Consider the following 14,293-nt stretch of genomic DNA (forward strand, 5'->3'; position numbering starts at 1 on the left):
TTGAAAAAAGCAATTATTAATAGATTACTTACAACACTTACTATATTGGTAAGTGTTGTTTCGTTTTCACAAAGCGCTCAGAGTACTAAAAGTAATACTATAAAAAAAGACACTGTTATACCACTAAAATATAATTTTAGTAACAGTCAAAACGGAACTCTTTTTTTAAGCAACCCTACAGAGATAACCATAACTTTTGATAAGACTTTAAACAAGTTTATGTTGGTTGAAAAAATAGGCGATTATTATATAGGAACCCCTGTTTTTATGACTCCGGCTGAGTATGATAAGTATCGATTAAAAAATGATGTAAAAGATTATTTTAAAGAAAAAGTTGATGCAACAAATTCTAGAAAAAAAGGAAATAGCAAAGCCAGAAAAAACCTGTTGCCTAAGTATTATGTGAATTCTAAGTTTTTCGAATCTATTTTTGGTGGTAACAGCGTTGAGGTAAACCCTACAGGTCAGGTAAATATAAAGCTAGGAGGGATTTATCAGAAAAACGAAAATCCGCAGATATCAATAGAAAATCAAAGTAGTTTTACATTCGATTTTGATCAACAAATAAGTACAAGTTTACAAGCAAAAGTTGGTAAACGATTAACAGTGACAGCAAATTACGACACACAATCTACATTCGATTTTCAGAATATTATAAAATTAGAGTACACGCCTACTGAAGATGATATTATACGAAATATAGAAGCTGGTAATATTAGTATGCCAATTAAAAACTCGTTAATAAACGGGGCACAAACATTATTTGGTGTAAAAACAGAATTACAGTTTGGTAAAACATATATAACGGCAGCATTTTCACAGCAAAACTCACAATCTAAAACAGTGATAGCTGAAGGGGGGGCAACTATAGAAGAATTTGAGTTAAGAGCTTCTGATTATGATAATGATCGTCACTTTTTTTTATCACAATATTTTAGAGAAAGTTATACTGGTGCTTTAACAAATTATCCGTTGGTAAGTAGTCCAGTAAATATAACAAGAGTAGAGGTTTGGATAACCAATAGAACTCAAAACGTTACTGATTATCGTAGTATTGTAGGTCTTGCCGATTTAGGAGAATCTAATAATGCAAACAAAGTAAATCCGGCTGAGGTAAATACTGTTCCTAGCCCTATTTCAGCAAACTCTAAAATATTACCATATAACGGAGTTAATAATTTAAGTCCTTTATTAGCAACCACAACAGGTGGTATTAGAGATGTGGCTACTGTAGATGCGGCTATTAATAATATTATGCCAGCACGTCAAGGATTTAACTATTCTTACCTTCAGAATGCAAGAAAACTACAAGCAAATGAATTTAGAGTACATCCGCAATTAGGGTTTATATCTTTAAACAGAAGGTTAAATGATGGCGAGGTTTTAGCAGTTGCTTATGAATATACTGCGGTTGGAGCATCGGGTGGAGAAACTGTTTTTAAAGTAGGAGAATTTTCTAACGATGGTGTAGTTGCACCAGACAACTTAGTGGTAAAACTTTTGCGTAGTGAAATTTTAAATACCACAAGAAAGAATACGGTTACGAACGAAGACGAAGGTTTTCCTACATGGCGTTTAATGATGAAAAACGTGTATGCTTTAGGCGCTTTTCCTTTGCAACGTGAAGGGTTTCGTTTTGAACTTCTATACCGTGATGATGAAACAGGAACTTTACAAAATACATTACAAAAAGCTTTAACACCTGGGATAACAGATAAACCGTTATTGCGTATTTTAAACTTAGATAAATTAGATCAAAGTGAGTATGCTGTGCCAAACGGAGATGGTTTTTTTGATTACGTAGATGGAATTACTGTGAATTCAGAAAGAGGATATGTATTGTTTCCAGAACCAGAACCTTTTGGTGAAGATTTAAGAGATGTATTAACCAATACTTCAGATCAAGATAAATACCTTTTCGAAGAGCTGTATTTAACAACAAAAATTCAAGCAAAAAACGAGTATCAGAACAAAGATAAATTCTTTTTAAAAGGGTATTTTAAGTCAGAAACAAGTAGAGGTATTTCTTTAGGAGGATTTAATATTCCTAGAGGTTCGGTACGTGTAACTGCCGGAGGACGACAGTTAGTTGAAGGTATAGATTATGTGGTAGATTATCAATTAGGTCGTGTGCAAATTTTAGATCCAGGTTTAGAAGCATCAGGGATACCTATTAACGCAACGACTGAAAGTAATACCTTATTTAGCCAGCAACGAAAAACATTTATTGGTATTGATGTTGAGCATCGTTTTTCTGATAAATTTACCATAGGAGGAACTTATTTAAATGTAAGTGAAAAACCAATTACACCTAAAGTAAATTTTGGAGGAGAACCTATTGATAATGTAATGTTAGGTTTTAATTTAGATTATTCAGCTGAGGTTCCTTACTTAACAAAATTAGCAAACAGGTTACCATTTGTAGAAACCGAAGCCCCATCGAATGTATCTGTAAGAGCAGACATGGCTTATTTATTGCCAGGTTCGCCAAGCGGAATTAATGTAGACGGAACAGCAACTTCATATTTAGACGATTTTGAGGCTTCGCAGATACCAATTAACTTAAGTTCACCACAACAATGGTTTTTAGCAAGTACACCAGAATCGCAAGGTTTTGATGGTGGTGCAGGTGATTTATCTTATAATTATAAAAGAGGTAAAATTGCATGGTATAATATTGACCAACTATTTTATGGTAGCGGAAACAGGCCTAATAATATTGATGAAAATGAACTGTCTAGAAACGAAGTTCGTCAGATACGTTACAACGAATTATTTCCGAACACCGATTTAGATATTACGCAGCAAAATTTAGTTAGAACATTAGATTTAGCTTATTATCCTTCAGAAAGAGGTCCTTATAATTATAACGAAAATGCAAGTTCAGTAGCCCCAGAAGAGCGTTGGGGAGGAATTATGCGACCGTTAACAACCAATAATTTTGAACAAGCGAATGTAGAATATATTCAGTTTTGGTTAATGGATCCTTATGAAAATTACTCTATCACACAAGCAGAAGGATTATCGGCAGGAGTAAATCCACAAGATCCAGGAAATCAAGTCGGAAAATTATTTATAAACTTAGGAAACGTTTCTGAAGATATTTTAAAAGACGGTAGAAAGCAATATGAAAATGGTTTACCTGCGGATGGAAATAAAGTAGATGGAACGAATGTAAATGCAACCAACTGGGGAAATACGCCAATAAATCCATCAATATTATATGCTTTTGATTCTAGCAACGAAGCTCGTGCAAATCAAGATATCGGTTTAGACGGATTAACAGATGAAGATGAAAGAATAAAGTTCCCTGCGTTCGCATCCTTAGATGATCCCGCAGGAGATAACTTCCAATATTTTAGAGGAGGCGCTATAGAAAATACAAACGCATCGGTTTTATCACGTTATAAAAATTTTAACGGTACTCAAGGTAATTCACCAACAGCAAGTCAATCAAACGAATCTTTTCCTACTTCATCAACGGCATATCCTGATGTTGAAGATATTAATAAAGATCAAACGATGAACCCTGTAAACAGTTATTTTGAATACGAGGTTTCATTAAATAAAAGCGATTTACAATTAGGTCAAAATAATATTATAGATGTTAAAAGTGAGCCAATTACATTAGCAAACGGATCTACAAGAAGTACGACTTGGTATCAATTTAGAATTCCGGTTAGAAATGTAACAGATGCTCAGCGAATAAACGGAATTACCGATTTTAATAGTATTCGTTTTATTAGAATGTTTCTTTCGCAATTTAAAATGCCAGTTGTTTTACGATTCGGAGAATTAGAGTTGGTTAGAGGAGATTGGCGTAGGTACACAAAAACATTACCAAATACTGGCGTTCCTGTAAATTTAGATAACACAGAACTTAATAATTTTGAAGTTGGTGTGGTAAGTATAGAGCAAAATTCAGAAAAATATAAATTACCTCCAGGAATTCAACGAGAAGAATTACAAGGAACAAACAGAATTCAACGTCAGAACGAACAATCGGTAACCTTAAAAGTAACAGATTTAGCAGCCGATGATGTAAGAACTATTTATAAGAATATAAGTATAGATATGCGTAGGTATAAAAAACTACGAATGTTTTTACATGCAGAAAAACCAACTACAGCCGCTACTCAAGATAGAGATATGGTTGCTGTGATTCGTTTAGGAACCGACTTAAATGATAATTACTACGAAATTGAAAAACCATTAACATTATCAACCTCTAGAGCAACCTCTTTAGATGTTTGGCCTGAAGCAAATAATTTAGAAGTACCGTTACAAGAATTAGCGAACTTAAAACTAGAAAGACCAACAGGTGTAGGAACTAATATTACAGATGTTTTTTCAGCAACAAGTTCTAATGGTTTAAAAATATCAGTAAAAGGAAATCCAACTTTAGCGCAAGTAAGAACTGTAATGCTTGGTGTTAAAAATGTATCTAATTCAGATAAAACTGTAGAAGTTTGGTTTAACGAATTACGTGCGGTAGGTTTTGATAATAAAGGAGGATGGGCAGCTGTTGTAAATGCAGATGCAAATCTTGCCGATGTAATGGATGTTTCGTTAGCAGGAAGAATGTCTACCATTGGTTTTGGTAATGTAGAAGATAGAGTTCAGCAAAGAAGTATAGAAGAAATTAAACAATATAGCGTTGCAACAAATATTCAGTTAGGTAAAATGATGCCCCAAGATTGGAACATGCAAATACCTATGAGTTATAGTTATGGTGAAGAGTTTAGAGATCCTAAATACGACCCACAGTTTCAGGATGTGGAATTAGAAGATGCTTTAGATAAAAATCCTAACAGCGAAAATGCACAAGATTATACACGAAGAAAGAGTATTAGTTTTATCAATGTAAAAAAGAATAAAGATCCGAAAAGCAAGAAAACTCCAAAGTTTTATGATGTAGAAAATTTTTCAGCATCGTATGCGCACAATGAAGAATTTCATAAGGATTATAATATCGAGAAATTCGAAAATAAAAATGTAATGGCAGGAGCAAGTTATAATTTTAACTTTAAACCTTTTGTTATAGAGCCTTTTAAAAAATCAAAAAGATTTAAGAGTAGATATTTACGATTTATAAAAGATCTTAATTTTAACCCAGTGCCAAAAACAATAGCACTTAATTCTAGAATTAATAGAAATTATAATTCACAACAATCAAGAAATTTAATTGAAGGATTAACAGCACAACCAGAATTAGCACAGCGTAGGTTTTTGTTTAATTGGGATTATACGATTGGTTTCGATTTAACAAAATCGTTTCAGCTAAACTTCAATGCAACTAACAATTATATTTACGATAGTTTTGGTGATGATGAAGATTTAGAGATTTACGATCAATTTTTTACCGTTGGTAGGCCTGATAATTATCATCAGAAATTAAATGCAACCTATAAATTGCCGCTAAGCAAATTGCCATATTTAAACTTTTTAAGTGCAGATTATGGTTACACTGCAGATTTTGATTGGAAAGCGAGTTCACAAAGTTATGTAGACCAAGTTGGTAACATGATTCAGAATGCAAACACCCATAATTTAAATACAAATATAGATTTTGGACGATTTTATAAAACGTTAAAGTTAGATAAGCTATTACTAAAAGGAACCAAAAAGAAACCTGTTAAGAAAGGAAAAGCAACTTTGGGGGCAGATAAAACACCTAAAGGAAAGGCTAAATTAAAAAAGAACGCTTCTTTTGGTCATAAAGTAATGAAGGGAATGTACGATGTGTTAACGTCAGTAAAGAGAGCAAAAATTAGTTATTCTCAAAACAACGGAACTTTATTACAAGGATATAAACCATCGGTAGGGTTTTTAGGAAGAAATAGTTATGATGGTAGTACAGCACCTTCATTAGGATTTGTATTTGGTAGTCAAACAGATATTTTAAATACAGCCATTGAAAACGGATGGTTGGTTACAAGAGACGTAGACGATCCTTATTATAGTAAGAATTATGGTAAAACAAGATTTAAAAAATTAGATTATAATGTTTCTGTAAAACCTTTTAAAGATTTAACGATAGATTTAAGAGGAAATAGAATTCAAACAAGTAATTTAAATCAACAGTTAGATATTATTTCTGATGGAAATGGAGGTTTTGAGCAAGATCCGGATATTAAAGCTTTCGAAACAGGTAATTACAGTATTAGTCACTTTATGTTAGGTACTGTTTTTACAGATAGTGAAGAGTTATATCAAAATTTTTTATCAAACAGAAGTGTAATTGCTAATAGATTAGCAACAGGAAATCAACCCGTAAGCGGATTTAAAGAAAATGGTCAGCAAGCAATGTTGCCAGCCTTTATAGCAGCATATTCAGGTAACAATGCGAACTCAGTAAGTACAGGTATCTTTAAAAATATACCAATTCCGAATTGGACAATGCGTTTTAATGGTTTTATGAAGTATAAGTGGTTTAAAAAGACTTTTTCTTCTTTCACATTATCACATGGATACAAATCGTCTTATACAATTGGTAACTACACCAACAACTTACAATACGATTCAACAAATTTAGCAACAAATACAAATACTTCTGGTAATTATCAGCCAGAACTATTACTTTCGTCGGCAACTTTAATAGATGAGTTTTCGCCATTAATGAAAGTTGATTTTAGAATGAAAAATTCATTTTCATTTAAAGGAGAAATAAGAAGAGATAGAAGCTTAACATTAAACTTTAATAACAACACTTTAACTGATATTAGAGGAACAGAATTTGTTGTAGGTTTTGGTTATAAAATTAGAGATGTTAAATTTGTAACACGATTTACAGGAAAAAAAGAAACATTAAAAGGAGATATTAATCTAAGAGCTGACGTATCTTTGCGAGATAATTTAACCTTAATACACAGTGTTGATGAAGAAAATAGCCAAATAACAGGAGGAGAAAAATTATTCGGATTAAAATTTATAGCTGATTATAATTTAAGTAGCAGTTTAACAGCATCGTTTTATTACAATCATCAAACGTTTCAATATGCTGTGTCAACTACGTTTCCCAGACAATCTATCAATGCAGGGATAAATATTATATACAATTTAGGAAATTAAAACAAACACAATAAAAATAGTACAATGAACATTCCATCAGAATTAAAATACACGAAAGACCACGAATGGGTTAAGATAGAAGAAGGTGTAGCTACAATTGGTATTACCTCTTTTGCACAAGGAGAGCTAGGTGATATTGTATATGTAGACGTTGATACTTTAGATGAATCTTTAGATATTGAAGAAGTTTTTGGTTCAGTAGAAGCTGTTAAAACAGTATCTGATCTTTTTATGCCTTTATCAGGAGAAGTAATTGAGTTTAACGAAGCGTTAGAAGACGAACCAGAATTAGTAAATTCTGATCCTTATGGTGATGGATGGATGATAAAAGTTAAATTATCGGATGATTCACAAATAGCAAATTTATTAAGTGCTGAAGCGTATCAAGAACTTATTAAAGGATAATTTAGTAGGAATAGCAATATTAATAGCAATTAGTATTGCAATTCTTAGCTTAATAAACATTGGAAAGCAACCAATTCAAATAAATAATTTAGATAAATACGAGCATGCACTTGCTTATTTTGTTTTAACATTTATTTGTTTACTAGCTTTTAAAAAAACAAAAATCAATGAATTTAGCATTGTTTTTTGTTGCTTTATTTACGGCATAATTATTGAAGCTCTTCAAGTTACAGTAACAACATACCGATCAGGTGATGTTTTGGATATTGTAGCAAATACGACGGGTATTTTAATAGCTTATATTATTTACTTTCTTTTTTTAAGAAAAATATAGCTATTTAAAGAATTAGCTTGTAAAAGTTAAAATAATTTAATTAAATTAGCGAACTATTAAAAAATATTTACGATGGAAATTAAGAAAAATCCAAAGTCAAACTTAGAGAATTATAGTAAACTGTTTATGCAGTTAGGTTTGGTTTTAGCATTATTTATTACATATGTTGCAATTGAAAACAAAACATATGATAAGCAATACGGAGATTTAGGGATGGCTAATATGTCTGCTGAAATTGAAGAAGAAACAATAGAACTTATTGTAGAGCCACCAAAGCCAAAACCAAATACACCACCACCACCAGCACCAGAAAAAATTGAAATCGTAGAAGACGAGAAAGAAGTTGAAGAAACTATTATCGAATCTACTGAAACTGATGAATCTGAAGCTGTAGAAGTTGATGATATTCAAGAAGCTGTAGAAGAAGAAGTTTTCGTAGAAGATGTACCTTTTTCTATTATTGAAGAAGTGCCAATTTATCCAGGTTGTACGGGTACAAAAGCTCAGAAAAAAGAATGTTTAAATAAAAATTTAAGAAAACACGTTCAGCGTTATTTCGATGCAGAACTTGCAAACGAGTTAGGTTTAGCACCAGGTAAGAAAAGAATTTATGTTCAATTTAAAATTGATAAAGACGGTTCTATAACAGGTATAAACGCAAGAGCTCCTCACCCAAGGTTAAAAAAGGAAGCTATTCGTATAGCAAGTAAAATCCCTAAAATGAAACCAGGTAGACAAAGAGGTAGACCAGTAAGAGTAGGGTATACATTACCAATTACTTTTAATGTAGAGTAAATTAACTCACAAAATAAAAATAAAAAAAGCAATCCAATTTGGATTGCTTTTTTTATTGGCACACTTCTTGGTTTTAACATAGTATTAACTTAAAATATTAAGAGCTATGAAAGAAGAAAAAAAGAACCCAAGAAAACAATTAGAAAAATTTTCATCAATTTTCAAGCAATTAGGTTTAGTACTTACATTATTTATTGTTTTTGTCTCGTTAGAACATGAAACAGAAAAAGATTTAAATGTAGCTATGTTTTTAAATCATGATACATTAGAAACCGTATTTACATTTTCGCGCCCAGTTGTTATTAAAAAAGTTGAAAAGAGCTTAAAGAGAACAGAAAAGAAACAGGTTGTTAAAACAATTGCTCCACCAAAAATTGTAAAGAATACAGAAAAGATTGTTGAAACATTAATAAAAATACCAGTTGATGATAAATCAGAGATAGCTGTAGTTCCTGAAAAAACAGTTCCAGCAGTAATTCCTTCAGTAGAAAATACGATGTCTATTAATAACGTTCAAAACAGACCTGTTTTTAAAGGATGTGAAGGTTTATCCGAAGAAGAAAACAAAAAATGTTTTGAGAAGAAAATTCAACAACATGTTCAGCGCTATTTTAATGTAGAATTAGCGCAAGATGTAGGGCTAAGATCAGGAAAGTATAAAATATTTACGCAGTTTATAATTGATAAATCAGGTGTTATATCTGATGTGAAAATTAGAGCTCCACATAAAAGATTAGAAAAAGAAACAAATAAGGTGGTAGGTAAAATTCCGAAATTTACTCCAGGAAAACAAAATAATACGCCTGTTAAAGTAAAATATACCTTACCTATTACTTTTAATGTAGAATAAAGTTAAAAACTCAACTATTTAGGTTGAGTTTTTTATTTTTGTTAGTATGAATACAACTAAAAACTTTTTTGCGCATAAAACAGCGGTAATAGACGATAACTGTCGTATAGGTTCAGAAACCAAAATTTGGCATTTTAGCCATATTATGCCAAACTGTGAAATTGGTAGTAAGTGTAATATAGGTCAAAATGTGGTAGTTTCACCAAAGGTAATCTTAGGAAACAATGTAAAGGTTCAGAATAATGTATCTATTTACACAGGTGTTATTTGTGAAGATGATGTTTTTTTGGGTCCATCAATGGTTTTTACAAATGTTATTAATCCTAGAAGTGCTATTAAAAGGCAAGATCAGTATTTAAAAACTACCGTTAAAAAAGGTGCTAGTATTGGTGCTAATGCAACAATAGTTTGTGGTAATGATATTGGTGAATATGCATTCGTTGGTGCAGGAGCGGTGGTAACAAAGCAAGTGTTACCATATGCATTAGTTGTTGGTAATCCATCAAAACAAATAGGTTGGGTTAGTGAGTATGGGCATCGATTAGAATTTAATGAAAATGGTGATGCTATATGTATAGAAAGTAAACAGCAATATAAATTAAAAAATAATAAAGTAATAAGAGTGTAACTTAAACGTAAATAAAAGGTTAATTTTCATTAAAAAGTATTTGTTTAAAAGAAAGAAGTTATTTATATTTGATTAGTGGTTTTAAAACCACTACTTTTTCTTTTTCATAGCAATTTTTCCCACTCAATTTATTGAGTGGGTTTTTTTATGAACAATTCCCAGTACAAAAAGCCGTAAACAACGATATATTCTAAAGCAACAAACCAAAGATTTTCTTTCCAAGGTTGATTAGCGTATGCTTGATAACTAAAAATAATTATGATACTCCAAATTACAGGAAATCGATATTTTGTAAATAAAGATAAAACTAAAAGAGTAGCAATATACCAAGGATGCATAGTTGTTGCTGTAAAATAATAAAAAGACAAGCCTAATAACATGGCTGTTAGTAATTGTGTAAACGATTTATTATTTCTGATGAAAGTGATGAAAATTAAAAATAGAATGGTTAAAAACGGGATTATTTTACCGATTACAGCAATTTCATTATAGCCTCTAAATAAATAACCTATTTCTCTAGCAACGTAGTAAAAACTAGCATTAAATTCGAAATTTCTAAACCATAATCCAACTGAGTTAGAATAGTTGGCAATTAATTCTGGTGAGTAAAAAGGAAGAAATAATAAGAGTGTAACTATTATAACTAATAGATAAAAAGAGATTAGTTTTAGTAATTCTTTTGGATGAAATTTAAAGCCAATCCATCTAATAATTTTTTTGTTATTTGTGTTTAAAGGTTTTATAAACCATTGTAAAAACAATGGTAAAAACAGTAAAGGAACTAATTTTACAGAGACCGAACAAGCTAACAGTATTGCAGCCCAAATCCATTTTCGCTGTTGTAATTTGTACAAACTCCACACTAAAAAGAACAACATTACAGGTTCAAAATGTAGGTTGCCAGTCATCTCGATTATTATAAACGGATTTAAAGCATAAAAAAAGATATTCTGAACTGGTAAATTGAGTTTCTCGAGTAGTTTTTTTCCGAAGCAAAGTATTCCTATATCTGCCAAAATTATAATAATTCGCATTACAAGCACACTTCCTAAAATGCTTTTTTTAGCGAAAATAGCCGCGATTAAAAAACATAACTGATTTATAGGCGGATAATTAGTGTAATGACTTCCGTTCATTGTACCCATTCCTTTGTATAAATCAATAGCTTGGTTTACTGGGTATGTTTGTTGTTCTATAAATGTTTTGGGTAATGATAAATACGGATTTAATCCTTCTAAAATCATTCTTCCATCCCAAATAAATCTATAAAAATCTTGTGATAAATTTGGAGTAGCAATAAGAAAAATCAATCGAAATACAATTGAAATACTTGCTAAAAGTATAAAGTTGTTTTTATTTTTTTTCCATAAAAAGTAGGTGGTCAAAAATAAAGAAAACCACAAAAAAAGTAACTTCGAAAATTCAGTTCTTTCTAAAAAATAAGCAAAGAAAAAATAAAGGACACTACCAATAAGAGTTAGTAGTAGCGAGCTATATTTTTTCCAGAAAAGCATTAGGCTTTAGAAAAAAGTGATTTAAAGAAAACGTAGCCAAATCCGATAGTTAACATCAAATGAAAAGGAAATAAACCGAAATCTCCATCTTGGTTACCAACAACAAAAGCACTATACATACCGAAAATAAAATATAGTGTTAATAATCCTTCGATAATAACATTTAAGGAAACCCTGGTTTTAACATATTTGTTGTTTTTCCAACCATCTTTAAGTGTTTTTATATTAAATTTTGGCGTACGAACAAACTCACTTTTCTTACCAAAATGACCTTCTAAAACAGCAATGGTATTGTGTAAAGAAAAGCCCATTACAATGGTAAAAAATGTAAAGAAAGCACCAATGTATTTTATAAAATTTTTAAATCCGCCGCCATTCGTTTTTTTATACATAAACCAATAACAGAAAAAAAATATAATAGAGCTTAAAACGAAAAAACTCATCACGTAAAAAAAAGGCCTTAAATGGGTGTATTCATTTTTAATGTATAACATCGGAATACTTAAAACAGCAACTAAAAAAATACAGGTAAACATAGAGCTGTTTAGTAAGTGTAATAGTCCATGAATTTTAGTTTTGGCCGAAACGTTTTTATTTAAAATAATACGTTTTCCCATTTTCTGAAAATTCTCTGCACCACCTTTATTCCAACGAAATTGTTGGGTTCTTGCTGCACTGATAACGACTGGCAATTCTGCAGGAGTTTCAACATGCTCTAGGTATTTAAACTTCCAGTTTTTAAGCTGTGCTCTATAACTTAAATCAATATCTTCGGTTAGGGTGTCTCCTTCCCAGTTTCCGGCATCTAAAATGCATTCTTTACGCCATGCACCGGCTGTTCCGTTAAAGTTAATAAAATGACCTTTACTATTTCTACCAACTTGTTCTAAAGTAAAATGAGCATCTAAAGCAAATGCTTGAATTTTTGTTAAGGTTGAATAATTTCTATTAATATGTCCCCAGCGAGTTTGTACTACGCCAATTTCAGGGTTTTTAAAATATGGTATTGTTTGTTCTAGCCAATCTTCTTGTGGTAAAAAATCAGCATCAAAAATAACAATGAATTCTCCTTTAGCAACTTCCAAACCTTCTTTTAAAGCTCCTGCTTTAAATCCTTGGCGATTTTCTCTTCGGATGTGTACAATGTCTAATCCTGTTTCTTGAAGTTGAGCAATATGCTTAGCCGTAGAAATTATCGATTCATCTGTAGAATCATCTAAAACCTGAATTTCTAATTTTTCATTCGGATATTTAATTTTTGCAATGTTGGTTAACAAACGCTCCATTACATATAACTCATTAAATACTGGCAGTTGAATCGTTACAAAAGGAATTTCTGCTGATTTAGAGAAATCGAATTTAGGAGAATTATCTTCTTTTTTTTGAGCCTTTAAGTAATTAAACAATAAGTTTAATTGCGCCAAAGCATACATAAAAATTAAAATTAACGAAATAACATAAATCACTATTATAATATACTCTACAATCATTATTTAAAACTGTATTTAAATATCCAACTTAATATTTTAACGCCCGCTAATATACTACCTTTTACAGTGCCTGAAACTTTAGATACGCCTATTCTATTTCTGTATTTCATAGGGATTTCTGTATAGGTAAATTTCTGTTTCAATGCTTTTAATTGCATTTCTACCGTCCAACCATAAGTTTTATCCTCCATTTTTAAGGCTAATAATTTATCATATTTTATTGCTCTAAACGGACCTAGGTCTGTAAATTTCGCTCCAAAAAATAAAGACATTAAGAAAGTCGCTAACCAGTTCCCAAATATTTGTTGAGGAGTCATAGAGCCATTTTCTCTTAATTCTTTTACACGGGCACCAATTACAAAATCGATGTTGTCGTTTATAATAGGATGAATTAATTCGGTTAATTGCTCAGGATAATCAGAATAATCACCATCTAAAAAAACAATAATATCGGGTTTGTTTTTTTGTTCAGCAATATAATCCATGCCCTTTAAGCAAGCATAGCCATAGCCTTTTCGGTTTTCTTTTAAAACTGTTGCTCCTGCATTTTTTGCATTCTGTTCTGTTGCGTCTGTAGAGTTGTTACTAATAACAATTATTTCATTTACAATTGATGGAATATCATTAATAACATTTGCTATTGAATCTTGCTCGTTGTAAGCAGGAATAATAACTTTAATTGATTGATTCATTAAAATTTTATATTTGGATTATCCTTCTTAAATATTACATAAGAAGTCCATTCTCCAGTTTTTTCATTTTCAGAGTAACGTTCAGCCTTTTCAAGGGAGTTGTTTTTATAAATTAATGCATAACCATCCTTGATACCGTTTTTGTATTGAATTTTTCTCTTTCCTTTTTCAGTATAAAAAATCCACCAATTATTAGCGTTATCATTTGTAAAAGCACCTTCTTTTAATAGCATCTCGTTTTCGTTGTAAAAATACCAATATCCAGTTTTTTTATCGTGATTATAATGACCTTTTTTTGAAATATTACCATTTGAATGATAAAATGTCCAAAAATCTACCTTTTGGTTGTTTAACATCCAACCTTGTGATTGTAAATTTTCGTGCGCATCAAAAATTCGAACAAATTCTTTTTCTTCTCGCGCTAAGGTTATAGCAAAAAAAAGAGATAAGGCATATTTAAGAATCATAAAATGTAGTTTTTATATGTTGTTTTTTTGTTGAGTTATAATTAGGT

The 14,293-nt window shown here is 31.0% G+C and carries 10 protein-coding genes; 6 read left to right on the forward strand and 4 right to left on the reverse strand.

From position 1 onward, the window contains the following. Positions 1 to 15: 15 nt before the first annotated feature. From sov to AC28QF_RS03160, 6 genes are all read left to right on the forward strand, one after another. Positions 16 to 7,071, forward strand: coding sequence for a T9SS outer membrane translocon Sov/SprA (gene sov, locus AC28QF_RS03135; protein ID WP_488202411.1), 7,056 nt, complete (start codon positions 16 to 18; stop codon positions 7,069 to 7,071). A 24-nt stretch (positions 7,072 to 7,095) separates the two neighbouring features. After that, positions 7,096 to 7,476, forward strand: a complete 381-nt coding sequence (gene gcvH, locus AC28QF_RS03140; RefSeq protein WP_275315034.1) for a glycine cleavage system protein GcvH — start codon at positions 7,096 to 7,098, stop codon at positions 7,474 to 7,476. After that, a complete protein-coding gene (locus tag AC28QF_RS03145; RefSeq protein WP_488200814.1) occupies positions 7,442 to 7,810 on the forward strand; it encodes a VanZ family protein in 369 nt (122 codons plus the stop codon). Before gcvH ends, AC28QF_RS03145 begins: the two co-directional genes overlap by 35 nt. Before the next feature lie 72 nt (positions 7,811 to 7,882). Beyond that, a complete protein-coding gene (locus tag AC28QF_RS03150) occupies positions 7,883 to 8,605 on the forward strand; it encodes an energy transducer TonB (protein ID WP_488200813.1) in 723 nt (240 codons plus the stop codon). Between the two features lie 106 nt (positions 8,606 to 8,711). Then, complete coding sequence (locus AC28QF_RS03155; RefSeq protein ID WP_488200812.1) at positions 8,712 to 9,455, forward strand: energy transducer TonB; 744 nt, start codon at positions 8,712 to 8,714, stop codon at positions 9,453 to 9,455. Positions 9,456 to 9,501: 46 nt separating this feature from the next. Continuing rightward, the gene (locus AC28QF_RS03160; RefSeq protein ID WP_488200811.1) at positions 9,502 to 10,083 is read left to right on the forward strand and encodes an acyltransferase; all 582 of its coding nucleotides are present in this window, start codon (positions 9,502 to 9,504) and stop codon (positions 10,081 to 10,083) included. 128 nt (positions 10,084 to 10,211) lie between these two features. On the opposite strand, the gene AC28QF_RS03165 is transcribed toward AC28QF_RS03160, so the two are convergent. Genes AC28QF_RS03165 through AC28QF_RS03180 form a run of 4 tightly spaced genes read right to left on the reverse strand, consistent with a single transcriptional unit; the run spans position 10,212 to position 14,246 of the window. Further along, on the reverse strand, positions 10,212 to 11,597 hold the full coding sequence (locus AC28QF_RS03165; RefSeq protein WP_488200810.1) for an MptA/MptB family glycosyltransferase: 1,386 nt from the start codon (positions 11,595 to 11,597) through the stop codon (positions 10,212 to 10,214). After that, positions 11,597 to 13,087 (reverse strand): cellulose synthase family protein, encoded by a 1,491-nt coding sequence (locus tag AC28QF_RS03170; protein WP_488200809.1) that lies wholly within the window; start codon positions 13,085 to 13,087, stop codon positions 11,597 to 11,599. The genes AC28QF_RS03165 and AC28QF_RS03170 overlap by 1 nt, the downstream gene beginning before the upstream one ends. Then, positions 13,087 to 13,779 (reverse strand): glycosyltransferase family 2 protein, encoded by a 693-nt coding sequence (locus AC28QF_RS03175; RefSeq protein ID WP_488200808.1) that lies wholly within the window; start codon positions 13,777 to 13,779, stop codon positions 13,087 to 13,089. Before AC28QF_RS03175 ends, AC28QF_RS03170 begins: the two co-directional genes overlap by 1 nt. Next, positions 13,779 to 14,246, reverse strand: coding sequence for a toxin-antitoxin system YwqK family antitoxin (locus AC28QF_RS03180; RefSeq protein WP_488200807.1), 468 nt, complete (start codon positions 14,244 to 14,246; stop codon positions 13,779 to 13,781). The genes AC28QF_RS03175 and AC28QF_RS03180 overlap by 1 nt, the downstream gene beginning before the upstream one ends. Positions 14,247 to 14,293: the final 47 nt, after the last annotated feature.

It is taken from the genome of Tenacibaculum sp. M1.3A (assembly GCF_057732375.1).